The sequence below is a fragment of the Streptomyces sp. CA-210063 genome, assembly GCF_024612015.1.
GTDB lineage: Bacteria > Actinomycetota > Actinomycetes > Streptomycetales > Streptomycetaceae > Streptomyces.
Window position 1 is genome coordinate 1,354,966 of record NZ_CP102512.1, and the last position, 26,469, is coordinate 1,381,434.

The 26,469-nt window shown below is 70.4% G+C and carries 22 protein-coding genes and 6 pseudogenes; 23 read left to right on the forward strand and 5 right to left on the reverse strand.

Annotation, left to right across the window (positions count from 1 at the left end; translation table 11 throughout):
• Positions 1 to 47: 47 nt before the first annotated feature.
• From JIX56_RS05890 to JIX56_RS05955, 14 genes are all read left to right on the forward strand, one after another.
• On the forward strand, positions 48 to 1,079 hold the full coding sequence (locus JIX56_RS05890; RefSeq protein ID WP_257537701.1) for a hypothetical protein: 1,032 nt from the start codon (positions 48 to 50) through the stop codon (positions 1,077 to 1,079).
• 32 nt (positions 1,080 to 1,111) lie between these two features.
• The gene (locus JIX56_RS05895; protein ID WP_257537702.1) at positions 1,112 to 2,383 is read left to right on the forward strand and encodes an FAD-dependent oxidoreductase; all 1,272 of its coding nucleotides are present in this window, start codon (positions 1,112 to 1,114) and stop codon (positions 2,381 to 2,383) included.
• A 115-nt stretch (positions 2,384 to 2,498) separates the two neighbouring features.
• Entirely contained in the window at positions 2,499 to 3,902 is a 1,404-nt protein-coding gene (locus tag JIX56_RS05900; protein ID WP_257537703.1) for an MFS transporter, read from the forward strand.
• Positions 3,903 to 3,959: 57 nt separating this feature from the next.
• A complete protein-coding gene (locus JIX56_RS05905) occupies positions 3,960 to 4,808 on the forward strand; it encodes an FAD binding domain-containing protein (RefSeq protein ID WP_257537704.1) in 849 nt (282 codons plus the stop codon).
• Complete coding sequence (locus tag JIX56_RS05910) at positions 4,805 to 7,177, forward strand: xanthine dehydrogenase family protein molybdopterin-binding subunit (RefSeq protein ID WP_257537705.1); 2,373 nt, start codon at positions 4,805 to 4,807, stop codon at positions 7,175 to 7,177. Before JIX56_RS05905 ends, JIX56_RS05910 begins: the two co-directional genes overlap by 4 nt.
• Positions 7,174 to 7,713, forward strand: a complete 540-nt coding sequence (locus JIX56_RS05915) for a (2Fe-2S)-binding protein (RefSeq protein WP_257537706.1) — start codon at positions 7,174 to 7,176, stop codon at positions 7,711 to 7,713. Before JIX56_RS05910 ends, JIX56_RS05915 begins: the two co-directional genes overlap by 4 nt.
• Positions 7,704 to 8,339, forward strand: a complete 636-nt coding sequence (locus JIX56_RS05920; protein ID WP_257537707.1) for an SRPBCC family protein — start codon at positions 7,704 to 7,706, stop codon at positions 8,337 to 8,339. Before JIX56_RS05915 ends, JIX56_RS05920 begins: the two co-directional genes overlap by 10 nt.
• Entirely contained in the window at positions 8,336 to 9,016 is a 681-nt protein-coding gene (locus JIX56_RS05925) for an isochorismatase family protein (protein ID WP_257537708.1), read from the forward strand. Before JIX56_RS05920 ends, JIX56_RS05925 begins: the two co-directional genes overlap by 4 nt.
• Positions 9,013 to 9,900: an alpha/beta fold hydrolase gene (locus JIX56_RS05930; protein ID WP_257537709.1), complete on the forward strand. Its 888-nt coding sequence runs from the start codon at positions 9,013 to 9,015 to the stop codon at positions 9,898 to 9,900. The genes JIX56_RS05925 and JIX56_RS05930 overlap by 4 nt, the downstream gene beginning before the upstream one ends.
• An 8-nt stretch (positions 9,901 to 9,908) precedes the next feature.
• A complete protein-coding gene (locus JIX56_RS05935) occupies positions 9,909 to 10,391 on the forward strand; it encodes a MarR family winged helix-turn-helix transcriptional regulator (protein ID WP_257537710.1) in 483 nt (160 codons plus the stop codon).
• Between the two features lie 87 nt (positions 10,392 to 10,478).
• Positions 10,479 to 11,246, forward strand: a complete 768-nt coding sequence (locus JIX56_RS05940) for a maleate cis-trans isomerase family protein (RefSeq protein WP_306819825.1) — start codon at positions 10,479 to 10,481, stop codon at positions 11,244 to 11,246.
• 54 nt (positions 11,247 to 11,300) lie between these two features.
• Positions 11,301 to 12,446, forward strand: a complete 1,146-nt coding sequence (locus JIX56_RS05945; RefSeq protein ID WP_257537711.1) for an XdhC family protein — start codon at positions 11,301 to 11,303, stop codon at positions 12,444 to 12,446.
• A gap of 182 nt (positions 12,447 to 12,628) precedes the next feature.
• Positions 12,629 to 13,108 (forward strand): MarR family winged helix-turn-helix transcriptional regulator, encoded by a 480-nt coding sequence (locus JIX56_RS05950; RefSeq protein ID WP_257537712.1) that lies wholly within the window; start codon positions 12,629 to 12,631, stop codon positions 13,106 to 13,108.
• A gap of 86 nt (positions 13,109 to 13,194) precedes the next feature.
• Positions 13,195 to 13,662, forward strand: a complete 468-nt coding sequence (locus JIX56_RS05955; protein ID WP_257537713.1) for a LysR substrate-binding domain-containing protein — start codon at positions 13,195 to 13,197, stop codon at positions 13,660 to 13,662.
• Between the two features lie 43 nt (positions 13,663 to 13,705).
• Here JIX56_RS05955 and JIX56_RS05960 read toward each other — a convergent pair whose 3' ends face one another.
• The 4 genes and pseudogenes from JIX56_RS05960 to JIX56_RS05970 form a co-directional block, all read right to left on the reverse strand.
• A complete protein-coding gene (locus JIX56_RS05960) occupies positions 13,706 to 14,557 on the reverse strand; it encodes an SDR family oxidoreductase (protein ID WP_331595110.1) in 852 nt (283 codons plus the stop codon).
• Positions 14,554 to 14,832 (reverse strand): annotated as a pseudogene (locus JIX56_RS47830) (SDR family NAD(P)-dependent oxidoreductase); the annotation flags it as partial. The gene JIX56_RS05960 and the pseudogene JIX56_RS47830, both read right to left, overlap by 4 nt.
• Before the next feature lie 62 nt (positions 14,833 to 14,894).
• Positions 14,895 to 15,682 (reverse strand): annotated as a pseudogene (locus JIX56_RS05965) (VOC family protein); the annotation flags it as partial.
• Positions 15,678 to 15,978: pseudogene (locus JIX56_RS05970) on the reverse strand (amidohydrolase family protein); the annotation flags it as partial. The pseudogenes JIX56_RS05965 and JIX56_RS05970, both read right to left, overlap by 5 nt.
• Here JIX56_RS05970 and JIX56_RS05975 point away from each other — a divergent pair.
• From JIX56_RS05975 to JIX56_RS05985, 3 genes and pseudogenes are all read left to right on the forward strand, one after another.
• Positions 15,972 to 16,097 (forward strand): hypothetical protein, encoded by a 126-nt coding sequence (locus JIX56_RS05975; RefSeq protein WP_257537714.1) that lies wholly within the window; start codon positions 15,972 to 15,974, stop codon positions 16,095 to 16,097. The pseudogene JIX56_RS05970 and the gene JIX56_RS05975 sit on opposite strands and share 7 nt — an antisense overlap.
• A 223-nt stretch (positions 16,098 to 16,320) precedes the next feature.
• Positions 16,321 to 16,884 (forward strand): annotated as a pseudogene (locus JIX56_RS05980) (transposase); the annotation flags it as partial.
• Positions 16,885 to 17,005: 121 nt separating this feature from the next.
• The gene (locus JIX56_RS05985; RefSeq protein ID WP_257537715.1) at positions 17,006 to 17,680 is read left to right on the forward strand and encodes a response regulator; all 675 of its coding nucleotides are present in this window, start codon (positions 17,006 to 17,008) and stop codon (positions 17,678 to 17,680) included.
• 18 nt (positions 17,681 to 17,698) lie between these two features.
• Here the strand turns inward: JIX56_RS05985 and JIX56_RS05990 are convergent, their stop codons facing one another.
• Positions 17,699 to 18,982, reverse strand: coding sequence for a sensor histidine kinase (locus tag JIX56_RS05990; RefSeq protein ID WP_257537716.1), 1,284 nt, complete (start codon positions 18,980 to 18,982; stop codon positions 17,699 to 17,701).
• Between the two features lie 168 nt (positions 18,983 to 19,150).
• Here JIX56_RS05990 and JIX56_RS05995 point away from each other — a divergent pair, with 168 nt between their 5' ends.
• From JIX56_RS05995 to JIX56_RS06020, 6 genes and pseudogenes are all read left to right on the forward strand, one after another.
• Positions 19,151 to 21,349, forward strand: coding sequence for an MMPL family transporter (locus tag JIX56_RS05995; protein WP_257537717.1), 2,199 nt, complete (start codon positions 19,151 to 19,153; stop codon positions 21,347 to 21,349).
• Positions 21,350 to 21,507: 158 nt separating this feature from the next.
• Positions 21,508 to 22,029, forward strand: a pseudogene (locus tag JIX56_RS06000) (response regulator); the annotation flags it as partial.
• Between the two features lie 43 nt (positions 22,030 to 22,072).
• A pseudogene (locus JIX56_RS06005) lies at positions 22,073 to 22,363 on the forward strand (response regulator transcription factor); the annotation flags it as partial.
• A gap of 252 nt (positions 22,364 to 22,615) precedes the next feature.
• Complete coding sequence (locus tag JIX56_RS06010; RefSeq protein WP_257537718.1) at positions 22,616 to 24,061, forward strand: streptophobe family protein; 1,446 nt, start codon at positions 22,616 to 22,618, stop codon at positions 24,059 to 24,061.
• Between the two features lie 40 nt (positions 24,062 to 24,101).
• Positions 24,102 to 24,848 carry a response regulator transcription factor gene (locus JIX56_RS06015; RefSeq protein ID WP_257537719.1) on the forward strand — a complete coding sequence of 249 codons (747 nt, stop codon included), beginning with the start codon at positions 24,102 to 24,104 and terminating at the stop codon, positions 24,846 to 24,848.
• Positions 24,845 to 26,383: a sensor histidine kinase gene (locus JIX56_RS06020; RefSeq protein ID WP_257537720.1), complete on the forward strand. Its 1,539-nt coding sequence runs from the start codon at positions 24,845 to 24,847 to the stop codon at positions 26,381 to 26,383. Before JIX56_RS06015 ends, JIX56_RS06020 begins: the two co-directional genes overlap by 4 nt.
• The last annotated feature ends 86 nt before the right edge of the window (positions 26,384 to 26,469 follow it).

A 26,469-nucleotide genomic window follows, 5' to 3' on the forward strand; every position in this document is an offset into this window, starting at 1 on the left:
CCACGCGATCACCGTCTCTCACGCCCTCCCCTCCCTAGGAGCGAGACATGTTCGACCTCACCTCCGTTGACCTCCTCGACGCATTCACCCAGGAGTTGAAGCTGTGCAAGCTCCGGCCCGATGAGCACGTCGTGGTCCTGTCCGAGCCCAGTAGCCGGGGGGATTACGTGGCAGCCGCCTTCGGTGCGGCGAAGGCCTGCGGCGCGCATGTCGTCGCCGCGACCGTGCCCGGCGGAAACCCGTCCCCCACGGACAGCACCCACACCGGTGCCGGGCCCGGCCTGACCGCGGTGCTGAACGACTCCACCGCGCAGAACCTGCTCAAGTCGGCGGACCTGGTCGTGGACTTGACCCGCGAGGGCTTCATCCACGCTCCGCTCCAGCAGGAGATCCTGCGCACGGGCACCCGCATTCTGTTCGTCTGCGACGCCCCCGACGTCCTGATCCGCAACCTCCCCAAGGAGGGCGACAAGGCCGAGGTCCTCAAGGGCGTGGAGCTGCTCAAGGAAGCCTCCGTGATGCGGGTGACCTCCGAGGCCGGCACCGACCTGACCGTCGAACTGCCGGGCGCCAAGCCGGAGTTCCAGGTGGGCTTCGCCGACGACCCGGGCCGCTGGGACCACTGGCCCAGCACGATGGTGCTGTGCTGGCCGAAGTTCTCCGACGGCCGGATCGTGCTCGCCGAGAACGACATCCTGCTGCCGTTCAAGGAATACGTGCGCCAGCCGGTCACCCTGGAGATCTCGAACGGCACCATCGAGAAGGTGTCCGGCGGCTCCGAGGCCAAGCTGCTGGAGACCTTCTTCGAGGACGCCGAGGACCAGTGGGCGCGCAGCCTGTCCCACATGGGCTGGGGCCTGATGCGCACCGCCGACTGGTTCGCCACCGCCCTGTACGGCAAGGAAGAGCTGATGGGCATGGACGCCCGGGCGTTCGCCGGGAACTTCCTGTGGTCCACCGGCCCGCACCCCGTCCTGCAGCGTGAGTCCTACGCACACCTCGACATCGCCATGCGCGGCTGCACCGTCTCGGTCGACGGCCAGGACGTCGTCACCGCGGGCCGACTCGCCGACCACTGACACCGCCCGCCGCACCCGTACCTGGAGAACACATGGCATCCACCCAATCCTTCGAAGTCGTCATCGTCGGCGGCGGGCTCGGCGGCATGACCGCCGCGCTGTCCCTGCGGCAACGCGGCCTCAGGGTCACCGTGCTGGAGCAGGCGCCGCGGTTCGGCGAGATCGGCGCGGGCATCCAGACGGCGCCCAACGCGAGCCGGATCCTGCTGGGCCTGGGCCTGCGCAAGCAGCTGGAGGCGATCCGCACGGAGCCCCAGGACCAGGTGCGGCGCCGGTGGAAGGATGGCAGCGTCATCGGGCTGACCCAGCTCGGCGACCGCTGCAAGCAGGAGTACAACGCCCCGTACTGGCACTACCACCGCGCCGACCTGCACGGTGTTCTCAAGGACGCCTGCGTCGACCCGAACGGTCCCGGACCGGTCGTTCGGCTGGAGACCGCGAGCAGGGTCACCGAACTGGACCGCGGCGACCCCCGCCGCCCCGCCGCGGTGATCGAGGACGGTCGGCGCTTCGAGGCCGACGTGGTGATCGGCGCCGACGGCATCCGGTCCCGTGTCCGCGATCTGATGGGCCTGCCGGACACGCTGGAGTTCTCCGGCGAGATGGCCTTCCGGGCGCTGATCCCGGGCGACCTCATCGCGGCCGACCCGGCGACCCGCTTCCTGATGGACCGCTTCCAGAGCACCATCTGGTACGGACCCGGCCGACACCTGGTCCACTACATCATTCGCGGCGGCGAGTACCTCAACGTCGTCGGCTGCGTCCCGTGCACCGACGAGGTGGCCGAGAAGTGGACCGCCGACGTCACCGCCGAGGATCTGGTGAACGCCTACCCGGACTGGGACGACCGCGTCGCGTCGATGCTGTCCAAGGCGAAGGACGACGTGCAGGCCTTCGCCCTCTATCACCGCCGCCGCGACCCGGTCTGGGTGGACGGCCGCGTGGCCCTCCTGGGCGACTCCTGCCACGCCATGCTGCCCTACCAGGCCCAGGGCGCCTCGCAGGCCATGGAGGACGCCGCCGTGCTGGCCGAGGAACTCGGTCGGGTCACCGTCGACGGCATCGACGCCGCGCTGCGCCGCTACGTCGACCGGCGCGCCAAGCACGCCGGCATGGTCCAGGACGCCTCACTGCAGAACATGTCCTTCTACCACTACGAGGACGGTCCCCGTCAGGAGGCCCGCGACGAGCTGCTCAGGCGCGGCTTCGACGGCGAGTCCGACGTCTCCTACGACTGGTTGTGGAGCGGCACCCCGCTCAACGACCCGGACCTGGGCGCCTTCGACTACAGCTTCGCCCGCTGATCGAAGCGCCTCGGTCCCCGTCCGATCGCCCCCCTCCCCCGCTTTCCCACCCCGTTTCCCACCCCGGTGTCCGCCCCGCGTGGGCGCGTCCCCCTTGCACACCCGTGGAGTGAACGTGAAAACAGGCGACCAGATAGTCCAGGACCTCCCATGGAGATGGGGTGTCCAGGGCAAGGTCTTCATCATCGGTGGCCTCGGCTACCTGTTCGACGCCTACGACATCGCCCTCAACGGCTTCCTGATGCCGCTGCTGGGTGAGCACTTCGATCTCACGCTCGCCCAGAGCGGCCTCGTGGCCACTGCCAACCTCGTGGGCATGGCCGTCGGCGCGGTGGTCTGGGGTGCGGTCGCGGACCGCATCGGTCGCAAGAAGGCCTTCAGCGTCACGTTGCTGATCTTCGCGCTGTTCTCGGTGCTCGGGGCCCTCGCCCCGAACTATCCGGTCTTCCTGGCCCTGCGTTTCGTGGCCGGCGTCGGGCTCGGCGGCTGCATCCCCGTCGACTACGCCCTGGTGGCGGAGTTCTCGCCGAGGAAGTACCGCGGACGCGTCCTGACCGCGCTGGACGTGTGGTGGCCCGTCGGCGTGACCCTGTGCGGTGTGGTGTCGACGGCGTTGCTGACGCTGGACGACAACTGGCGGTGGATGCTCACCACGATGAGTGTTCCGGCCCTGCTGCTCTTCTGGGTGCGCCGCGGCGTCCCCGAGTCTCCGGTCTACCTCAGCAAGAAGGGGAGGGAAGCCGAGGCGCGGGCCGTCATCGACGATCTGGTGGCTCGCACCGGCGCCCCGGTCGAGCCGTACGTCATCCCCGCCCCGGTGGACGACGGAAAGTCGAGGGGTCCCGGGGCCTCGCTGGAACAGCTCCGCGACATCTGGAGGTTCAGCGCACGCATCACCTCCGCCGTCTGGCTGCTCTACGCCACCGTCATGCTGGTGTACTACGCGGCGCTGAGCTGGATGCCGTCCATCCTCAAGGAACAGGGCCTCGGCGACGCGGCCGCCTTCATGAGCACCACGCTGATGAGCGGCGTCGGCATCGTCGCCGTCCTGGTATCCATCGCTCTGGTGGATGTGACCGGCCGGAAGTGGCTCATCGGTGCCACGGCTCCACTGGCCGCGCTGGCGCTGGTGGCGTGCGCACTGGTGATGGACATGCCGACCGGGTCCGTCGTGGCCATCGGCGTCTTCGGCTTCCTGATCCAGTTGGCCATCCCCGCCATGTACGCCTACGTCTCCGAGCTGTACCCGACCCTGCTGCGGGCGAGCGGCTTCGGCTGGGCCTCCTCCGTCAGCCGGGTGGTGACCGGTTTCGTGCCGGTGCTGTTCGGCTCGGTGCTGTGGCCGGTGCTGGGGCTGCCCCTGACCTTCGGGATTCTCACCCTGGCAGTGCTGTCGGCCGTCGTGTGGATGGTGGTCGCGGCTCCCGAGACCAAGGGCAGGGCACTGGACGGTGACGCCGAGTACACAGCGGGACCCCAGTTGATCCCGGCACCGACGTCCGGTCAGGCAGGGCTCTGAGGATCCATCCCGCCTGACCGGATCTACCTCAGGTCAGGGCCGTACGACAGGAGAGACATGAAGCCCGCTCCCTTCCGCTACCACCGGGCGCGCGACGTCGAGGGCGCCACGGCGCTGCTCGCCGAGCTGGGCGACGAGGCCAAGGTCATCGCCGGCGGCCAGAGCCTGGTCGCGATGATGAACTTCCGGCTGGCCCGGCCCGCGCACCTGGTCGACATCGCCGGCCTGCGCGAGCTCGACCACCTCGGCGTCGACACCGACGGCGGCCTGCGTATCGGGGCCCTCACCACCCACCACACGGTGGAGACCGCGCCGCCGCACAAGCTGGGAGCGGGCTTCGACGTCATCCGTGACGCCATGGCGTGGATCGGCCACCTGCCGATCCGTACCCGTGGCACGGTCGGCGGCAGTATCGCTCACGGCGACTCGACCGCCGAGTGGTGCCTGCTGGCCGTACTGCTGGACGCCGAGTTCGTGGTCCGGAGTCCGCGCGGCAGTCGTCGCGTCCCCGCAGCGGAGTTCTTCTTCGGCTACTACACGACCGCCCTGGACCCCGACGAGATCCTCGTCGAGATCGTCTTCCCGCGCCCCGCACCCCACGCGGCGCTCACCGAGTTCGCCGAGCGCCGCGGGGACTTCGCCATCGTGGCCGCCGCCGTCGACCTGAAGACCGACGGCTCCGCCGTCCACGGCGGCCGGGTGGCCCTCGGCGGTGTGGCCGCGATGCCGGTGCGGGTGCCCGAGGCGGAGGCGGTGCTGGCCGCCAGCGGCTCGTTCCGCGACTGCGCGGAAGCGGCCGCCGCCGCGGTGGACCCGCCGGGCGACGCGGGCGGCAGCACCAGGTACCGCAAGCACCTCATCCGCACCCTGGTCGAACGAGCCTGTAAGGAGGCGTTGTCCCGATGAAGCCCGCCAACGGCGATCGGCTGGTCGGCAGATCGGTGGCTCGCCGCGAGGATCCCCGGCTGCTGACCGGACGCGGCCGGTTCGTCGACGACATCGAACTGCCCGGCCTGCTGCACGCGCAGTTCGTCCGCAGCACGATCGCGCACGGAGTGATCACCGGGGTGGATCTCAGCGAGGTACGCCGAGTCCCGGGCGTCGTGGCGGCGTTCACCGCCGCCGACCTGGAGCTGGGCGACATCACGGCCCTACTCGCCCGTCCGCTCTCCGAGTTCGTCCCCACCGCCATGCCCGTCCTCGCCCGCGACCGGGTCCGCTACGTCGGCGAGCCCATCGCCGTGGTCATCGCCCGTGACCCGTACGCCGCCGAGGACGGCCTGGAGGCGGCCAAGGTGACGTACGAGTCCCTCCAGCCCGTCACCGGCGAGGAGCGTGCCCTCGCTCCCGACGCCCCGCTGGTGCATGAGGAGGCCGCCCACAACACGCTCGTCGACGTCTCGCTGTTCGCCACCGATGGCATCGACGAGATCTTCGACAGCGCGCCCTGTGTCGTCCAGGTGGATGTGCGGACCGGCCGGCAGAACGCGCTGCCCCTGGAGACCCGCGGCGCCGTGGCGTTCTGGGACGACCGGGAGGAGCAGCTCGTCCTGCACACCTGCACCCAGGTCCCGCACCAGGTGCGGACGGTGGCCTCGCGCTGCATGCGGCTCGACGAGCGCGCGGTGCGGGTGATCGTCCCCGACATGGGCGGCGGCTTCGGCATCAAGTGCGCCGTCGGCCGGGAGGAGATCGCCGCGGCGGCGGCCGCGCTGCGGCTGCACCGGCCCGTGAAGTGGATCGAGGACCGCAAGGACGCCCTGTCCGCGTCCTTCCTGGCCCGTGAACAGCACTACACCGCGCGCGCCGCCTTCGACACCGACGGCCGCATCCTCGGACTCGACGCGGACGTGGTGTGCGACATGGGCGCCTACTCCTGCTACCCGTTCACAGCCGGCATCGAGCCGCTGATGGCCGCCGCCGAGATGCCCAGTGTCTACAAGGTGCCCGCATACCGGGTACGCGGCCGGGCCATCACCACCAACAAGGCGCCCACCGCCCCCTACCGGGGCGTGAGCCGCCCGCAGTACGTCATGGTCGTCGAGCGGCTCATGGAACGCGCCGCCCGCGAACTGGGCCTGGACCCGGTCGAGATCCGGCGCCGCAACGTCATCACCGAGTTCCCCTATACCGGCGTCAACAACATGACCTACGACCCGGGCTCGTACCTGGAATCCCTCGACCTGTGCGAGCGGTCACTGGTGGAGGCCGGCTGGTACGACCGCCAGGCCGTGGCCCGGGCCGAAGGACGGCACATCGGGATCGGCTACAGCTGCTTCAGCGAACGCACCGGCTACGGCTCGAAGGCCTTCGCCGCGCGCAAGATGGAGGTCGTCCCGGGATTCGACATCTCCGAGGCCCGCATGGACACCAGCGGGGCGGTCACCATCACCAGCGGCACCCTCAGCCACGGGCAGAGTCACGAGACGACCATGGCGCAGATCGCCGCCGACGAGCTCGGCGTCGACATCGCCAAGGTCAAGCTCCACCAGGGTGACACCGACCGGATCACTTACGGCTGGGGCTCGTTCGCCAGCCGCTCGATCGCGGTCGGCGGCAGCGCCGTACGCCTCGCGGCGGGCAAACTGGGCGACAAACTCCGTGCGATCGCCGCCGCCGAGTGGGGCATCTCCCCGGACGAGACCGAACTCCACCGGGGCGGGGTGCGCCGCCGCGACGAACCGGACGCCGTCCTCACCCACGAACACCTGGCCGACACCGCGTACCTCAAGTCGCACCTGCTGCCCAAGGACATCGAACCCGGCCTCAGCGCCACCGCCATCTTCGACGTCCACAACGACGGTACCTTTTCCAATGCCACCCACGGCGTCGTCGTCGAACTGCACGAGAACACCGGCCAGGTGGAGATCCTCGCCTACGTCTGTGTCGAGGACTGCGGAGTGGCGATCAACCCCCAGGTGGTCGAGGGCCAGTGCCGCGGCGGCATCGCCCAGGGCATCGCCGGAGCGCTCTTCGAGCAGGTGACCTACGACGCGCAGGGCGAGCCGTCGGCCACCAGCTTCATGGACTACAAGGTCCCCACCGCCCACGAGATCCCCGACATCACCATCCACCACCTCGAAACGCCCTGCGCCTTCACCGAGACGGGGGCCAAGGGCGCCGGGGAGGGCGGCACCATCGGCGCCCCCGCCGCCGTGCTCAACGCCGTCAACGACGCGCTGCGCGCGACCGGCGTCGAACTCGACAACACCCCCATCACACCGGAGACCGTCCACCGTGCCCTGACCCCACCCGCACCGGAGCAGACAACATGACCGACACCGCCGGCCTGGGCGACGACGTCCAGCTCCTCACCCTCGACGTCAACGGCACCTCGTACGAAGTGATCACAGAGCCGCGCCGCACCCTGGTGGACGTGCTCCGTCACGACCTGCGCCTGACCGGCACCCACGTCGGCTGCGAGCACGGCATCTGCGGTGCGTGCACCGTGATCGTCGACGGGGCTCCGGCCCGGGCCTGCCTGATGTTCGCCGCGCAGGCGGAGGGAGCGCGGATCACCACGGTCGAGTCCCTCGCCGACGCCGAGACCGGTGAACTCAGCGATCTGCAGAAGTCGTTCACCGAACACCACGGCCTGCAGTGCGGCTTCTGCACCCCCGGCTTCCTCATGCTCGCCGAAGGCTTCCTCGCGGAGCGGCCGGACGCGACCAGGGGGGAGATCAAGGAGGCCGTCGCCGCCAACCTGTGCCGGTGCACCGGCTACCAGACCATCGTCGAGGCGATCGACGCCTGCGCGACCGCCCGGCGCGGCCACTGTGCCAGGGGCACCGAGGAGACACCATGCAACTGATCAACACCGTTCCCGTCAAAGCCGCGCCCGACGCGGTGTTCGCCCTGATCAACGATGTCCAGCGAGTGGCCTCCTGCATGCCCGGTGCCGCCCTCGAAGGCCGCGACGGCGATTACTGGCGCGGCGCCGTCAAGGTCAAGGTGGGTCCGATCACGGCCGCCTACGCCGGCACCGTGCGTTTCCTGGAGGTCGACGCCGAGAAGCGGCAGCTGCGCGTCCACGCCAGCGGCGCCGACACCCATGGCAGCGGCGACGCCGAGGCCGAGGTCTTCCTGGAGGTGGTGCCGACCGCGGACGGCGCGCAGCTGAACATCGACACGGACCTGGTGATCCGGGGCAAGATCGCCCAGTTCGGCAAGGGCGCCATCGGCACCGTGTCCGACCGGATCCTCCAGCAGTTCGCCCAGAACCTCGGCAACCTGCTTCTGGCCGGCGGCGGTACGCAGGCCCCCATCACCTCGCCGACGTTCACGCCGGTGGCTGCCGCGCCGGCTGCGGCGTCCGCCGAGCTCAACGGGCTGTCACTGGTCGCCGTACCACTGCTGAAGAAGTACGGGCCGACCGCTGCCGCCTTCCTGTTCGGCCTCTTCCAGGGCTGGCTGCTGGGGCGGGGGAAGCGTCGATGAGCGGCGGACTCTACGGTGTCGGCACCGATCGCACCTACGAGAAGGCCGGCTTCGGAGCGCCGGTCCGGCGCGGCAGCCGTCCGGCGATCGTCGTGGTCGACCTGACCCGGGGCTTCACCGAGGACTCGTACCCCTCGGGCACGGACCTGACCGAGGTCGTCGCCTCGACCAGCCGTCTGATCGAGGCGGGGCGCCCGGCCGGCGTGCCGGTGATCTTCACGGCCATCGCCTACACGCAGGCCGAGGCCTCCGGCGACTCGATCACCTGGCTGCGCAAGGCACCTGGCCTGCGCGACCTCCTCGAGGGCGGCGACGCGGTCGCCGTCGACCCGCGCCTGCCCATGCGGCCCGGACACGACCTGCTGGTGGTGAAGAAGGGAGCCTCCGCCTTCTTCGGCACCAGCCTCGCCGCCACCCTCACCGGCCTGGGCTGCGACACGGTCGTCGTCTGCGGTGCCACCACCAGTGGCTGCGTACGGGCCACCGCCGTCGACGCCGTCCAGTCCGGCTTCTCGGTGCTGGTGCCCCGCGAATGCGTCGGCGACCGGGCCGCCGGACCGGCGGACGCGGCGCTTTTCGACATCCAGGCCAAGTACGGCGACGTCATCGACCTTGAGGACGCTGTCGGCTACGTCAGCTCCGTGTCCGCCCCCGCCACCCGGCGTGCCCACTCATGAGGAGGCATCCCGTGTCCCAGCGATCGGTCCTGCAATCCGGGCTCGCCGACCTCGCCGACGTGCCCGCCACCAGCCGGTGGATCCGCTCCGGCAACGTGCGGCTGCACGCCCTCGACTACGGGGGCGACCTGCCCCCGCTGGTCGTCCTGCCCGGCATCACGAGTCCCGCGGTCACCATGGACTTCGTCGCCCGTGAACTGACCGACCTGGTCAGGCCCGTGGTACTGGACGTCCGCGGCAGAGGGCTGTCCGACGACGGCGACGGCTACGGACTGGAGGAGTACGCCGAGGACACCGAAGCCCTCATCACCGGTCTGGGGCTCGACCGCCCGCTGCTGTTCGGCCATTCCATGGGTGCGCGGATCGCGGCGGTCGTCGCGGTACGGGCCAAGGTGGTCCTGCGCGGATCCGTCCTGGCCGATCCGCCGATGAGCGGTCCGGGCCGGGGCCCGTACCCCACCACCCTGGAGGCGTTCCGCCGGCAACTGGCCGAGGCCCTGCGCGGCACGGACGCCGACGAGGTGGCCGCCTCCTGGCCCACCTGGCCGCGTCGGGAGCAGGAACTGCGGGCGCGCTGGCTCTCCAGCTGCGCCGAGGACGCCATCGCCGCCACGCACCACGGCTTCGAGCACGAGGACTTCTTCGACTGGTGGCCCAAGGTGCCCGGGCCCGTGTCCATCCTCCACGGGGCCGACAGCCCGGTCGTCACCGTCACCGGGGCCGAGGAGGCAGCCTGCGCGAACCCGTCGGCATCGCTGCACAAGATCCCCGGTGCCGGGCACATGATCTTCTGGGACGCCCCGGAGACCGGCCTCGCCGCCCTGCGCACGGTCCTGGGCACGATCCTTTCCCATCCCCGTACCGACTCCCAGAAGAATGACTGAGAGCGGTCATGTCCGATGACGAGACCCCGACCCCCGAGCCCCCCTCCCAAGCACCGGCCGACCTGACCGCCGCCCCCGGCTACCAGGTGCGCCGCCTGTACCAGGCATATCTCGCCGCCTGGTTGCGCGAGGTGGACCCTGTGCTCACCGGCCCGCAGTTCGCCGTACTGCAGACGGTCGAGGCGCATCCGGGCCGCGACCAGAGCTCCCTGGCAGCCGCCGTGGCACTGGACACCTCGACGATGGCGGACGTGGCCCGTCGACTGGAGAAACGGCGGCTGATCACACGCCACACCGCGACCGAAGACGGCCGCCGCAAACTGCTGCACCTCACCGAAGACGGCCGCGACCTCCTCCGTGAGGCCGACCGACGCGCACGGGCGCTGGACAAGCTCCTCCTGGAGCCCTTCGGCGACACCGAACGCGACACCTTTCTGCACACGCTGACGTCCCTCGCCGACCACTGGGTGGGACTGACCTCGGGTTCGTAGACCCCCCGGCCACCGGACCGCCCCTCGGGCGTGCTCCGGGCACAGGGAGGACGCAACGACCCGCGCCACAACCGGAGGACCACCCCCATGACCGACCATCACATCGGCCTGATCGTGCCCAGCTCCAACCTGACGATGGAAACCGAACTGCCGCGGATGCTGAACGCCCGCGAGGCCGTCGAGCCCGACGACCGCTTCGTGTTCCACAGCAGCAGGATGCGGATGAAGCACGTCACCCCCGAGGAACTGCGCGGAATGAACGCGCAGACCGAGCGGGCCGCCCTCGAACTCGCCGACGCCCGGCCCGACGTCGTCGCCACCGCCTGCTTGGTCGCCATCATGGCCCAGGGACCGGGCCACCACTGCGTCGCGGAGGCCGAGATCACCTCCGCGCTGCGCGCCGAGGGCGCCAAGGCTCCGGTGGTCTCCAGCGCCGGCGCCCTGCTCAGCGGCATCGAGGCCCTCGGCGCCAAGCGGGTCGCCATCATCACTCCGTACATGAAGGAACTCACCGCCAAGGTCGTCGAGTACATCGAGGACGCCGGCGTCGAGGTGGTCGACGCGCTCAGCCTCGAAGTGCCCGACAACCTGGCGGTCGCCCGCCTCGACCCCGCCGACCTGCGCGAGCACTTCAAGCGCCTCGACCTGCGCCGGGCCGACGCGCTGGTGCTGTCGGCATGCGTGCAGATGCCGTCCCTCGCGTCGATCCAGCCGGTGGAGGACGCGGCGGGGCTCCCCGTGCTGTCTGCGGCCACCTCGACCGCGTTCCGCATCCTCACGGAGCTAGGACTTCCGCCTGTCCTGCCGGGCGCCGGAAGCCTGCTCAGCGGCCGTGTGGGACCGGTCCGGTCGTGAGCTGAGACGAACAACGGGTCGGTCGTAGGCCTCCGGCGCCGAGAGGAGATGTCCATGCTCGATGTGCTGAATCAGCTGTTGTCCTGGTGGGCCGAGGGCAAGGCGTCGGCACTGGCCACCGTGGTGGCCACTCACCACTCCGCGCCCCGCCCACCCGGAGCTTCGATGCTGGTGGGACCCGGCGGTGAGGCGGTCGGCAGCGTGTCGGGCGGCTGCGTCGAAAGCGCCGTGTACGACCTTGGTGGCGAGGTGCTCGCCGGGGCCCCGCCGGTGCTCCAGCGGTACGGAGTGTCCGACGGCGATGACTTCGCGATCGCGCTGACCTGCGGCGGCACTCTCGACGTGTTCGTGGAGAAGATCGACCCCACTACGTTCCCCGAGCTGGGCGAAGTGGCCGAGACGGTCCGGGCCGGCCGTCCGGTCGCGGTGGCCACCGTGATCGCGGGGCCCCGGGAACGCCTCGGCCGCCGACTGGTCGTCTGGCCCGACCGCGTGGCGGGCGCCACCGGCTCGGACCGGCTGGACGGCCTCCTGCGCCAGGACACCCGCGGCATGCTGGACGCCGGCCGGTCCGGTGTACTGCGCTACGGCGCGGACGGACCGTGCCGCGGCGAAGACCTGGGCGTGTCCGGCGATGAGCTGCACGTGTTCATCGAGTCCTTCGCGCCACCGCCCCGGATGATCGTGTTCGGCGCCATCGACTTCGCGACGGCCCTCGCGCAGATGGGCTCCTTCCTCGGCTATCGGGTCACGGTGTGCGACGCGCGCCCGGTGTTCGCCACCACGCCCCGGATGCCCGGCGCGCACGAGGTCGTCGTGGAGTGGCCGCACCGGTATCTCAACGCCGAGGCGGAGGCCGGACGGATCGACGGGCGGACCGTGATCTGTGTGCTGACCCACGACCACAAGTTCGACGTCCCGGTGTTGGAGGTCGCCCTGCGCCTGCCCGACGTCGGCTACGTGGGCGCGATGGGCTCACGGCGTACACACGAGGACCGGTGGAAGCGGCTGACGGAGGCTGGGCTGACCGAGGTCGAGCTGAAACGTCTGTCCAGCCCGATCGGCCTGGACCTGGGCGCCCGTACTCCGCAGGAGACCGCCGTGTCCATCGCCGCCGAGATCATCGCTCTGAACCGTGGTGGCGGTGGCGCCCGGCTGGCCGACCGAACAGGCCCGATCCACCTTGGTTCCACCCCCTGAAAGGTGCTGCCGCCTAAACGCATCTGCGCGAAGACAGGCCGGACGAAAGCCGTGTTCCGGTAGAAACGCGGAGCGCAGGCCGGGTAGTTCGACCTCCGAGGCGCTGGGCCGAAGCGCGGCGGAACCGCACTGCCGGCACCCGGCCCTCCCTCAAGGTGGACCTGCGTGCTTAAGCTGGCCCCATGGCTGACCAGACCCCGCCCCTCGGGACCGCCCCAGAGATTCCTGCCGCCCTGACAGCCGCGCCCGGCTACCAGGTCCGGCGTCTCTACCAGGCGTATCTGGCCGTGTGGGCACAAGAGGTGGACTCGGTACTGACGGGTCCCCAGTTCGCGGTACTGCAGACAGTGGAAGCCAATCCTGGCCGGGACCAGCGTTCGATGGCTGCCGCCGTCGCCCTGGACACGTCCACCATGGCCGATGTGGCTCGCAGGCTGGAGAACCGTGGTCTGCTCGCCCGTCGCACCGCGGCCTCCGACGGCCGCCGCAAATTGCTCTACCTCACCGACGCCGGCCAGGAAGCCCTCCGTGAGGCCAAGCACCGTGCGCGGACACTCGACAAGCTTCTCCTGGAATCGTTCGACGAGGGGGAACGCGAACGGTTCGTCGCCACACTGCAGATGCTCGCCGACCGCTGGGAAGGGTTGGCGGAAGAGGCGTAGCCCCAGCAGGCGTGCAGGTCCGGAGACGCTTGTGACCGGGTACACGTCACGGAGGTGCCGCGTAGAACGCCGGCGAGCGTCAGGCGTTGCTCGGCGGCGAGGTCGACGGCCGGCAAGGACGGGGCCGCGACCACCGCCTGCGCGGGACCGGCGTCACGGACCTGGGAAAGCTGGCCGACGAACGCTTCCTCGAATGCGGTCCGGACACGGGACTGCGCGTGCAGGTGGACGCCGCGTTCGACCGAGCGCGAGCACGCCGCCGGGGCGTCTGCGCGTTGCGTAGCGCGGGAGATCTCGCCAAGCTGGCGTTCGAGGGCATCGGGGTGACCGTCGTGCCCCGGCCGGTGGCCGACGCCGTCGTCCCCGCCGACCACGCCGACTGCGTCCTGCGCCTCGACGACCCCCAGGCACTCCAGCCCCTGGCCCTCGCCCACCGCGACCCGGCCCCGACCTCACCCGCGGCCCAGGTGTTCCTGCGCCTCGCACTCGCCCGTCTGCCCGGAGAGGGAACGCCCGGTCTGGAGTCGGTGCCCGGCGTGGCCGCGTCCGAGTAGCGGCGCCCAGCCCCTGCCGACGCCGTGAGCCGGTCCGGCGTGTTCAGCAGGCGGCGGTGACGGCGTCGGCACGCAGGGGCGCGGCTGTCTTCGTTTTGATCTCGTCGTACGTCACTCCTGGCGCCGTCTCCACGAGAGCGAGGCCGTCGGGGGTGACGTCGAGGACGCCGAGGTCAGTGATGATCCGGTGGACGCAGCGCTCGCCGGTCAACGGGAGTGTGCACTCCTCGACGATCTTCGGGATGCCGTCCTTCGCTGTGTGATCCATGAGGACGATGACCATGGGGTGGTCGTCGGCGAGCAGGTCGCCGAGCGAGCCCTCGGTGTCGATCATCCCGGGGCTGACACAGTTGGCGCGGATGCCGTGCGGGGCGCCTTCCGCTGCGAGTTGACGCGTCAGGGAGATCACCGCCCCCTTGGAGGCCGAGTGCGCGGTGCGCCGGTTGGTGAGGGAGCCGGTGAGGCCGGCCGTGGAACCGACGGTGAGGATGCAGCCGCGGCTCGCGACCAGGTGCGGCCAGGCAGTGTGTGCCGCCAGCCACACCGAGTCCAGCTCCGCGCGCATCGTGAACGTGAAGTCCTCGTACGGCTGGGTGTCGACGGCTCCGAAACGGACGGCGCCGGCGTTGGCGTAGAGGATGTCGATCCCGCCGAAGGCATCGACGGCCTCCTCGACCCACGCGCGGACGGAGTCCTCGTCCGTTACGTCCAGCAAGCCGGACGTCAGGGCAGTGCCGCCCGCCTCGCCCACAAGACGCTGCGTCTCCAGGGCGCCCTCGTGCAGCAGGTCGCCGACGACGATCGCGCCCTCGGCCGCGAACCGCAGCGCCGCCGCCCGGCCCTGACCACGGGCTGTGCCGGAGATCAGGGCCACCTTTCCTTCGAGCCGCCTCATTCGATCCCCTCCCGCAGGGCGTCGGAGATGGACTTGACCCCGCCGTGTGCAGTGAGACCGCCGTCCACGGGAATCTCGGCGCCCGGTGATGAAGGAGGCGTCGTCGGAGAGCAGGAACACCACCAGCGGGGTGATCTCGTCGACCGTGCCGGTGCGGCCGAGCGGGGTCTCGCGGATGTTGGCCTCACGGAAGGCGGGGGCGCGGAGGCCGTCATCTCGGTCTCGATGAAGCCGGGGTGGATCGTGTTCACACGGATGCCGCGCGGGCCCAGCTCTGAGCGAGTGCGCCCCGGGGACCGGGTACAGGGTGCCGTCCGCGACCCCGGAATCGGAGGGATCAGACCGGCGGGGCGACGACACGCCGCGGTCGACGTCGTTGAACGACTCCTTGGCGATCAACTCGTTCATCGCCTCCGCCGTGCCCCACTGGTCGGTGACCTCGGGCTGGGAGAAGTCGTAGATGTGCGGGTGCCAGGTGTCCTCGTCGAGGACCTCCAGCTCCGTCGTGTACTCCACCGTGTTGCCCTGCGGGTCCAGGAAGTACGTGAACGTGTTGTCCCCCGCCAGGTGCCGTCCCGGACCCCAGAGCTTCTTGAAACCGGCCCGGATCACCCGGCCCGTTCCGCGCATGTACTCGTCGATGCCGCGCATCTCGAAGGAGATGTGGTGCAGGGCGGTGTGCGGGCCCTTGGCGATGGCCATGGAGTGGTGATGGTTGCTGGTCCGCATGAAGTGCATCGCCTCGCCGATGTTCGGATGCGTGAGGATGCCGGAGAGGCGGAAGCCGAGGTGGCGCTCGTACCACTCCCGAGTCACGTTCAGGTCCGGGGAGTTGAGGACGACGTGCGACAGCTTGACCGGGATCGCCTCCTTCTCCTCGATCCTGCGGTGCCGCCGGACCTCGACGTCGGCCAAGACCTCGATGGTGCGACCGTCGACGTCGAAGAAGCGGAAGCCGTAGCCGCCGCCGGGGGTGTCCACCTTGCCCGGCTGGGAGGTCAACTGGACGCCACCCGCGAGGAGTTCCTCGGCCCACGTGTCTACGTCCGGCGCGCTCGCAGCCCCGTAGGAGACGAGGTCGAGCCGCTTCTCGTCGGCCTTGCGCAGCCGTACGACGTACTGCTCCCGCGTCGGAACGGGCCGACCAGGCGTGGTCAGAGCGGCCGAGGTGGGTGGGCAGGTATCCGCCGCCGTGCGCGGCGATCAGCTTCAGTGCCGGTCCAGGACACCGGAGAAGACGAGGTGGGAGAGCGCGACGGCGTTCTCGGTCGGTTGGCCGACGACGTTGGGCAGGTACCACTGGTCCAGCGCTCGTCGAGCGTGCAGCCGAAGGGGTGCAGGAAGAGGATCGCGCCCGTCGCCTCGGCCCGGGCCCAGAAGGGTTCGTACGCCGGATCGGACAGCTCCCGGCCGGGTGCGTGAGGACGACACCGCCCATGTCGCCGCGGGTGTCGCCGACGCCGTCCTGCTCATGCTCGGCTGCCCGCCGGAGGAGGTCACCGCCAGCCGCCAGGGCGCCAGGCGATTGGCTGCCCTGTAGCCCATTGCTGCATCACGTGTACAGCTCGACCGAGCCAGCGCTGCGCAGAAACCACCGATCTGCCTCTCGCCCAGAATGCCCACTCACCAAAAAAAAGGGGGAGCAATGCTCAAGACCTGTGGATCGACCTCGGGTTGAACGCGAAGGGCGTACCTTCCCGAGTGATCGATTGATGGTCATCGAGTAGGCCGGTGCTACGAACACCGGTCGGGAAGGCACGCCCGTGCTCAGCGTAGTCAACGCCGACGGCACCACCGCCAATGGCTCCTCGCTCATCGACGAGATCGTCCGGGAGGGCGCGAGGCGGATGCTCGCGGCCGCGCTGGAGGCCGAAGTCGATGCCTATATAGCCGAGTTGGCCGAGGAGAGGGACGAACGTGGGCGGCGGCTCGTGGTCCGCAACGGCCATCACCAGCCTCGCTCGGTGACCACCGCGGCCGGGACTGTCGAGGTCAAGGCCCCGCGCGTCAACGACAAGCGCATCGATGAGGCGACCGGCGAGCGCAAACGGTTCAGCTCGGCGATCCTCCCGCCGTGGTGCCGCAAGTCCCCGAAGATCAGCGAAGTGCTGCCGCTGCTCTACCTGCACGGCCTGTCGTCCGGCGACTTCGTGCCCGCACTTGAGCAGTTCCTCGGCTCCTCGGCCGGCCTGTCTGCGGCCACGGTGACCCGCCTCACCCAGCAGTGGCAGGGCGACCACAAGGCGTTCGGCGAGCGCGATCTGTCCGCCACGGACTACGTCTATGTCTGGGCCGACGGCATTCACCTGCGGATACGGGGCCGCCAGCTCCGCCAGCGTCGGCACCGGCCGCCCCTACGCCCCTTCACCTTTTCCTCAAGAGACTTTTCGGGTCCGTTTTCCCGCTGCCGTTGGACTGTCTCAAGCACCACATGAAAGGGTCTGCCGAGTGAACACCACCGACATTCGCGTCCTTGTCGCTGATGACCAGGATCTCGTGCGTACGGGGTTCCGGCTGATCCTCGAAACGCAGCCCGGGATCGAGGTGGTCGGGGAGGCCACCGACGGCGCCGACTGTGTCGATGCCGCCCGGCGGCTGCGTCCGGATGTGTGTCTGGTCGACATCCGGATGCCGAGGCTGGACGGGATCGAGGTGACCAGGCTGCTGGCCGGCCCGGGTGTGGTGGATCCTCTCAACGTGGTGGTGGTTACCACCTTCGACCAGGACGACTACGTCACCTCCGCGCTGCGCAACGGCGCCTGCGGATTCCTCCTGAAGGACGCCTCGCCCGCCCTGCTGGTCGAGGCAGTGCGGGCCGCTGCCCGTGGCGACGCGCTTGTCTCACCCGCGGTGACGGTGCGGTTGCTCAGGCGGTTGGAGGAGCACGAGCGGACCGCCGCACTTCCAGCGCCGGTCCGGGATGTGCTCAGTGGCCGGGAGCTGGACATCGTGCAGCTGGTGGCGGTGGGGCGCACCAACCAGGAGATCTGCGACGAGTTGTTCCTGTCGCTGTCGTCGGTCAAGACGTACCTGGGCCGGGTCCAGGGCAAGATCGACGCCCGCAATCGTGTCGAGATCGCGGCCTGGGCCTGGGAGAAGGGTGTCGTCAGGACGGCAGACTGAGCCAGTTGGCAGGTGGCGTCAGGTTCCCTTCGTCGGCAGGTCCTCGGCCGGCGTAGGCGTCGCAGCCTTCTGACCGTCGGCGGTCAGCGGGAAGACGGCTGTCGTCTGCCAGCCACCGCCCAGCGCGGGACCGGCGGTGAGTGTCCCGTCGACGGCTTCGATCCGTTCGTGCAGCCCGACCAGGCCGAAGCCGCCCCGGCCGCCAGTGGGCGGTGCGCCACGACGGGTGGGAGCGGTGTTCAGGGTCGTGACCCGCAGCCAGGCGTGATCGGCGTCGAGGCGCACCGTCACCTTCGCGCCCGGCGCGTGACGGCGTACGTTGGTGAGGGTCTCCTGCACCATGCGGTGGACGGAAGTCTCCACCTCCGGAGGCAGCCGTACGGCGCGAGCGGCGGCCGAGACGTCGAGCCGGGCCTGTCCTGCTCTCGTTGGTCCGGTGCCCTTCGCGGATGCCGTCGCATCCTCCATCGCCGTCGCTGAGAAGTCCGAGACCATTCGGCCGAGTTCGGTCATGAGCTCGCCAGGCCGAGGGCCGCCGCGTTCCTCCTCACGCAGGACATGGATCAGCCGCCGCATGGACGCGAGCGTCTCCGAGCCGGAGCGGGCGATGTTCTTGAGGATCGGATCGACCTTGTCCGGCGCGCTTTGGTGCACCGCCAGAGCCGCGTTGGCCTGCACGATCATCCCGGTGACGTGGTGGGCGATGAAGTCGTGCAGATCCCGGGCCAGCTCCAGGCGCTCGCCGTGGCGCACCTCGACGATCGCTCGGGCCCGGCGGGCCTGCAGCAGCCGCAGATACGCCCCGAGGCTCGTGCCGCCCACGACGAAGATGAACAGTACGAAACAGCTGCCCAGGGTCCGCGGGTCCCCATCGACTCGCAGCGGCTGCAGGATCATGGAGACACCGAGGGCCGCACCCAGGCCGAAGGCGGCGCCCGGCCGAGCCACCCCCCGCACGGTGAACGTGATCAGCCCGAGCAGGCCGGCGGTCTCCAGCAATCCCCAGGACGCGGGACCCTGTCGGTAGGGAATCGCGGGGGCCCATACGGTCAGTGCCGTGGACAGCACGGCCGCGACACCCGCGCGCCACATCAGCGCGGGACTCCGGTCGGCACGAACGAGAGCCGCCGCGGCGAGTGGCCCGGAGCCCAGGGTGGTCAGCCAGACGGTGGGCGAGTCGATCACCGTGGGCCCGTACACCAGATGCGTCAGGTCCAGCAGCCAGACCAGGACGAAGACGGCGCCCACGCCTATGGTGATCAGGCGCTGAGCCCTGGCGGAGAACGGCAGGTCGTATTCCACACCGGGCAGCCTACGAAAGGTGCGGGACGGGCAGCGTCGGCCGAATGGCCGACGCCCGGTCCCGAATCAAGGACGGATGGCCGACGAGCACCGGGTGCCGGGCGGCCCAGGATGGCGACGGCATCTCGCCACTCCCCCATCCTGATCCGTCGAACGGAGTGCGCCCTCGTGGCCGAATACCTTTACAGACTGGGCCGGTTCGCCTTTCGCAGGCGGCGCGTCGTCGTGGCCTTCTGGCTGGTCGTACTGGCACTGACCGGTGTCGCCGCCGCCAGCGCGTCGACGCCCAAACCCACCTCCTTCTCGTTGCCGGGAACGGAGGCGCAGAAGGCCTACGACCTGCTCTCGGAACGCTTCCCGGGAACGTACGCCGACGGCGCGACCGCCCGCGTGGTGTTCAAAGCGCCCGACGGCGAGAAGATCACCGACCCGGCCAACAAGGCCGAGGTCGAACAGGCCGTGGCGAAGCTGAAGGACAGCTCCGACCAGGTCGCCCGGGTCCTGGACCCGTTCGCCGTCCAGGCGGTCAGCCGGGACGCCTCCACCGCCTACATCCAGGTGTCGTACAAGCTGCCGGCGTTCGAACTGGACGACTCGATCGCTGACCAGGTGTTCGAGATCGCCGACGAGGCACGGCAGGGCGGGCTGACCGTGGAGGCGAGCGGCGACGCGGTCCGGGAGAAGCTGCACATGGGAGCCAGCGAGATCATCGGCGTGGCGATAGCCGCCGTCGTCCTGATGATCACCTTCGGCTCCCTGATCGCCGCCGGGCTGCCGCTCGCGACGGCGCTGGTCGGCGTGGGCATCGCCGTGACCTCGATCATCGCCCTGGCCAACGTACTCGACCTGGGCAGCACCACCACCGTCCTGGCGACCATGCTCGGGCTGGCCGTCGCCATCGACTACGCCCTGTTCATCGTCTCCCGCTACCGCGCGGAACTCGCCCACAGCAGCGACCGAGAACACGCGGCCGGGCGGGCGGTGGGCACAGCCGGATCCGCGGTGGTCTTCGCCGGGCTGACCGTGGTCATCGCGCTGGTCGGTCTGACCGTGGTCAACATCCCCCCGCTCACGAAGATGGGGCTGGCCGCGGCCGCCACCGTCACCCTCGCCGTGGTGATCGCGCTCACCATGATCCCGGCACTGGTCGGCTTCGCCGGCGACCGTCTCCTCCCCCGCAAGACCCGCGAGAGCGCCGTCGCTCACGACGGCAGGCCCAACATGGGCACGCGCTGGGCCCGGTTCGTGCTGCGCCGGCCGGTGGCGGTGCTGCTGTTCGCGGTGCTCGGGCTCTGCGTGGTCGCCGTACCCGCCGCCTCCCTGGAACTGGGGCTGCCCAACGAAGGCTCGCAGCCGACCTCCACGACCCAGCGCAAGGCATACGACCTGCTGTCGGACAACTTCGGCCCCGGCGTCAACGGCCCGCTGCTCGTCGTGGTCGACGCCAAGGGCACCGGCAGCGGCCCCAAGACCGCCGCCGCCGACCTCACGGCGAAGATCCGTACCCTCGACAACGTCGCGACGGTGCGCCAGGCCACCTTCAACGAGGCCGGCACCACCGCGGTCGTGCCGGTCGTCCCCAAGTCGGGCCCCGGCGGCACCGACACCGAAGACCTCGTCCACACGATCCGGGACGCCGGCGACACCATCAAGGCGGACACCGGCGCCACCGTCTACGTCACCGGTCAAGCGGCCATGAACGTCGACTTCTCGCAGCGGATGAGCGAGGTCCTGCTGCCCTACCTGGCCCTGGTCGTCGGCCTCGCCTTCCTCCTGCTGATCGCCGTCTTCCGCTCCGTGCTGGTCCCGCTGAAGGCCGCCGTCGGCTTCCTGTTCTCGGTGGCCGCGAGCCTCGGAGCGGTGGTCGCGGTCTTCCAGTGGGGCTGGTTCGGCCTCCAGGAGCCGAGCCCGATCATGAGCATGATGCCGATCTTCATGATCGGCGTGGTCTTCGGACTCGCCATGGACTACGAGGTGTTCCTGGTGACCCGCATGCGCGAGGCATACGTCCACGGACAGGCACCGCGCGAAGCCGTCGTCACCGGCTTCCAGCACGGCGCGCGCGTCGTCACCGCCGCCGCGACGATCATGATCGCGGTCTTCGCGGGCTTCATCGGCGTCGACGACTCCATGGTCAAGATGATCGGCTTCGGCCTCGCCATCGCCGTCCTCTTCGACGCCTTCGTCGTCCGGATGACCATCGTCCCGGCCGTCCTTGCGCTGCTCGGCAAGCGGGCCTGGTGGCTGCCCCGGTGGCTCGACAGGGCCCTGCCCAACGTGGACATCGAGGGTGAGGCTCTCAGCGCGTCGCCCGAACCTTCCGGGCCGTCGGCAGCGGACGAACCACAGCAGTCCGTACACGGCTGACCGCCGGCGCACTTCCGTCCTCCAGGGATCCCCGCAGTCGGACAGCAGGCCGCGGGGCTCCCGGAGCCGGGACCGAGTCCTCCGACACAATGCGGCGGTCGGCGCCTACAAGCACACCTTCTCTCTCCCCTCACCGCCTCCATGAAGAGAGACACCGCATGACCAGCGTCCTCATCGTCGATGACCAAGCCCTCAACCGTCTCGGCCTCAGCATGCTGAGGCAGGCCAGGCCCGACATGACCGTCTCCGGTGAGACCGACGACGGCGCCCAAGCCGTGCGCACGACCCCGGATCCCGCCCCTGGCGTCCTCCTGACGGACGTACCCATGGACGGAACGGACGGCATCGAGGCGACTCGGCGCATCACCGAGTCGGGCGGTGATGCGCGTGTCCTCGTCCTGACCGCCCTGGATCTCGACGGTCACGCCCACGCCGGCGTGGGCTCCGGTGCCAGCGCCTTCCTCGTGCAGCCCCTGCCCGACCAACTGGCCGCCGACATCCGCGCGGTGGCCGTCCAGCACACCGTTCTCCCACCAGGTCCGGCCCGCGAACCCGCCACCGCTCGGGTCGGCGGCCCGAGCCCCACATCAGCGCAGACCCGTCGGCTCCACGCGCCCACCCAGCGCGAACGCGAGGTCCTCACCGCCGTCGCCACCGGCCTCAGCAACACCGAGATCGCCGAGCACCTCCATCTCGCCGAATCCACCGTGAAGTCCCATGTGAGCCGACTTCTCCCCGAGCCTGACCCGCAAGCTCATCCATGCCTTCGCCGACCGCCTACCTGGCGGCTCGCTGGCCAAGGATCAGCGGCTCGCCGAGCTGACCCAGCGCGAACGCGAGGTCCTCGTCGCCCTCGCCTCCGGCGCCAGCAACGCGGAGATCGGCCAACGCCTCTCCCTGGCCGAGACCACCGTCAAAACGCACGTCAGCCGCATCCTCGCGAAGATCGGCGCTCGCGACCGCGTCCAGGCCGTCATCTTCGCCTACGACACCGGCGTGGTCCGGCCCGCATGACCGGCTCCCTCGCCGCACGAGCCCCGCACAGCGCCCGTTCTGTCATGTCTCCGACTCCCAGGTTCCTCTCAGAACCTTTCAGGGAAACCTCGGGCGAGATGACCAGGCTTCCGGACCATGAGTCATCACACCACGCTGACCTCAGGCGCCCCGCGAAACCCTCTTCCCCCTCGCCCCTCCCGGCATGGGCACCCACCACAGGGTCCCCGCGCCTCGAAAGGCCAGGGCCCGTCCGTCACGGCTGGGCAGAACGTGTCGGCGGGCGTCGTCTGCGCCCTCGCGGCGTTCGCCGCGATGCTCGCTGTGGCCTTGTTCGGGCTGTCCCTCGCGGACGCGTCGTCCGCCACACCTGTGATGCCGGCGGCCTTGGCGATCGTGTGCCTGGCCGTCGGCGGATCGGCCGGCTTCTCGGGCGGCTCCGGCGGTGGCTTCCTGTCGATGGGGCTGGAGGGCGGTGTGCGCGGCACGCCGCTGGCGGTGACCCTGGTCGGTGCGCTCGTCCTCGGCCTGGCGTTCTTCTGGCGGTTGCGCGGCCGGCGCGTCACGGCCCAGTTGCTGTTCGCCAGGGCGGCCGTCGCCTCGGTGACCTGGCTCGTCCTGCTCCTGGTGGCCGCGCCCCTCGCCCGGGGAAGCCTGCACCTGCCCGACTCGGTCACCGCCAAGCTGAAGCCGGGAGCCGGCGGCTCGGGCGGGGGCGGCCTGCTCGGCGGGGGCGGTGGCGGCCTGTTGGGCAAGCTCGGCGGCGCGGATCGGTCCTCCAGCCTCTCCGCCGTGGACTTCCACACGGACGTGGCGATGACCGTGTTCGCCGGCCTGCTCTGGCTGCTCGTGGTGCTCGCCCTGGGGACGCTGGCGGCTCGGCGGCCCCGCTTCCCCGTACGGTTCGCGACGGGCAGGCTGCGTACGGTGGTGGGTCCCGTGCTCTCCGCGACTGCCACCGTCGTCCTGGCCGTGACGCTCTCCCTCACGCTGGTCGTGACCGTCGGCGCCTTCGCCCTGGGGGGCGACAACGGCGGCAAGGCGGCCGGTGCGGCCCTCCTCGTGGCGCCGAACGGCGTGTTCGCCCTCCTGTCGACCGGCCTCGGCGCCTCCTGGTCGTTCTCCTTCGAGGGAGCGATGGACGCGAGCAGCCCGTTCGGGAGCCTGCTCAGCGGACTGTCCGGCGGCGGTCTCCTAGGCGGCATGACCGGAGGCTCCGACGGCGGGGGCTTCACCCCGCCGTACCGCTCGATGAGCCTGGCGGACGTCACGGGAGGCAGCCTCGCCATGCGTCTGGCGGTGCTCCTGTGCGCCCTGGCCGTGCTGGTCGTCTGCGGGATGCTGACCGCTGCCCGTACCCCGGTGGCGACCCGGCGCGACGGCACGCCGCTGTCCACCCGGTCGACGCGGGCTGCGATGACCGCCGCGCAGGTCGGCCTCGCCTGGTCGGTCCTGCTGGTGATGGCTCAGTTGTTCGGCGGCCCGTCGATGACGGGGGTCATGTCGCTCGGGGACATGCCCCTGATGAACCTGAACGCGCGGGGCGGTGCCGACAGCGTGACGGCCGCCGTCCTCCTCGGGCTGTTCACCGCGGCCGCGTCCGGATGGGTCGGCAGCGTCGTCCACGACACGTACCGGGTGCGCCGCTCCCGACGTACGGCCAAGGCTTCCCAGCGACCGCACGCGACCACGGCGCCCGCTCACCACAGCACTCCCTGACCCCACGACCACGCGCACTCCACTCCCCGAGGAGGACGGTATGCAAGCGACCGAAGCCGCGGCCCCACGGGAGGTGTCCCGCGGGGCGGGCTCCCTCCTCGTTGTAGACGACGAACCCGTCGTCCTCGAACTCCTGCCCACCGCGCTACGGCACGCCGGGTTCACCGTGACGACCGCCGCCACCGGCCGACAGGCCGTGGCGGCGGCCTACGAGAACCCCCCGGACCTGGTCGTTCTCGACGTGATGCTGCCCGACATGGACGGCTTTACCGTCATCCGCCGGCTGCGCGACCTGCCGGACCGCACCACCGGAGAGACGGGCCGCCGCATGCCCGTGCTTTTCCTGACGGCCCTGGACACCACCGAGGACATGCTCAACGGCCTGCGCCTGGGCGGGGACGACTACGTCACCAAGCCGTTCGACCTCCAGGTGCTGATCGCCCGCATCCACGCCGTCCTGCGCCGTACCACCGCCATCACGAGCCCCCTCATGTCCGTCGCGGACGTGCAACTCGACCCCGATGCCCACCAGGTGACCCGGGCCGGGCAGCCCGTGCGCCTGTCACCGACGGAGTTCCGGCTGCTGCACTTCCTGATACTCAACGCCGGCCGCGTGGTGTCCAAGGCACAGATCCTGGACAACGTCTGGCACTACGACTTCGACGGCGACCCCAGCATCGTCGACACCTACGTCAGCTACCTGCGCCGCAAGCTGGACGCCGGTCGGCCCCGGCTCATCCACACCATCTACGGCCAGGGCTACGTCCTGCGCAGGCCCACTCCATGAGCACGCTCCGGTGGCTGCGAGGCCTCCTCGCCCGCCTGTCCCTGCGCACCCGGCTCGTCCTTCTGACCGTCGTCCTGCTGACGGCGGGGCTGGTCGCCTCGACCGTCGTGGTCCACCACCTGCTGCGCGCCTACCTGCAGGAACAGACGGACCGTCAACTTGTCCCCGCCGCCGACCTGTTCGCCCGCATCCCGCCCTCCCTCTCACCCAACCCCACCACCACGGACAGGCCACTTGCGAAGGAAGCCGCCGAGCGCCTGTCCGCGCTGAACCTCTTCGACACGCCCGCTGTCGTCTACCTCGACGCCGCGGGCCGATCGGTCGGCGCCGCGGGGACGCAGCCCGACACCAGCCCGCAACTGCCTGCCCCCGCCCCCACCACCGTCGTCGCGCATGGCACCGATCCCTTCACCGTGCCCGGCCAGGACGGCGGACCGCGCTGGCGCGTGGTCGTCCGGCCGCTGACCGACACGGCACGCCTCCTCGACAGTCCATCGGACCCAAAGGCCGTCTCGGTGGCGGTGGCCACGTCGACGGGCGAGGCCGACGCGACCGTCGACCGCCTGTGGACCATCTCCACCACCGTCGCCGCCGCCCTCCTGGCCGTACTCGCCGCGGTCGGCTGGTTCGCCGTACGCTCCGGCTTCCGCCCGCTGACCAGCATCGAGGAGACGGCCACCGCCATCGCCGCCGGGGACCTCTCCCACCGCGTTCCCGACCTGGCCTCCCCGCAGACCGAGATCGGTCGGCTGGCCACCGTCATCAACAACATGCTCGTACAGATCGAGACGGCCTTCGCCGCCCGCGCCGACTCCGAGGCGCGGATGCGCCGCTTCGTCGCCGACGCCAGCCATGAACTGCGCACCCCGCTCGTGGGCATCAAGGGCTCCACCGACCTGTACCGCATGGGCGCCCTCCCCACGACTGAGGACATCGACCGCACCATGGACCGCATCTCCGGCGAGGCCGAACGCCTGGCCCGCCTGGTGGAGGACATGCTGCAACTCGCCCGCCTCGACGAAACCCCGCACCACACCGGCATCCCTCTCCAGCTCGCCCCGACCGACCTGCGCACCCTCGCCGTCGACGCCCTGCGTGACGTACGCGCCCTCGACCCCACCCGCCCGGTCGAACTCACCGGTCCCGACGACGGGGCACCGGCCTCCTCCGCCGCCCTCGCCGACGAGGCGGCCCTGCGCCAGGTCGTCTCCAACCTGGTCGGCAACGCCGTCACCCACACCCCCGGCGGCACCCCCATCCGCATCGGCGTCGGTACCGTCGACGGCCACGCCGTCCTCGAAGTCGCCGACCAGGGCCCCGGCATGACCGACGAACAGGCCAAGCAGGTCTTCGAACGCTTCTACCGCGTCGACAGCTCCCGCACCCGCTCAGCCGGCGCCGGCGCCGGCCTTGGCCTGTCCATCGTCCACTCCCTGGTCACGGCCCACCACGGCCGAGTCGAACTCACCACGTCCCCCGGCCAGGGGGCGACCTTCCGCCTCCTGCTGCCGCCGGTCACGGACACGATCCGCTGAAACTCAACCCGCCCCAGTTCGAATGGAGACGCTGGCGGGAGACCTGCTCAACCTGCGGTAGGGCAGTCGGCGTGGCTGCTCAAACC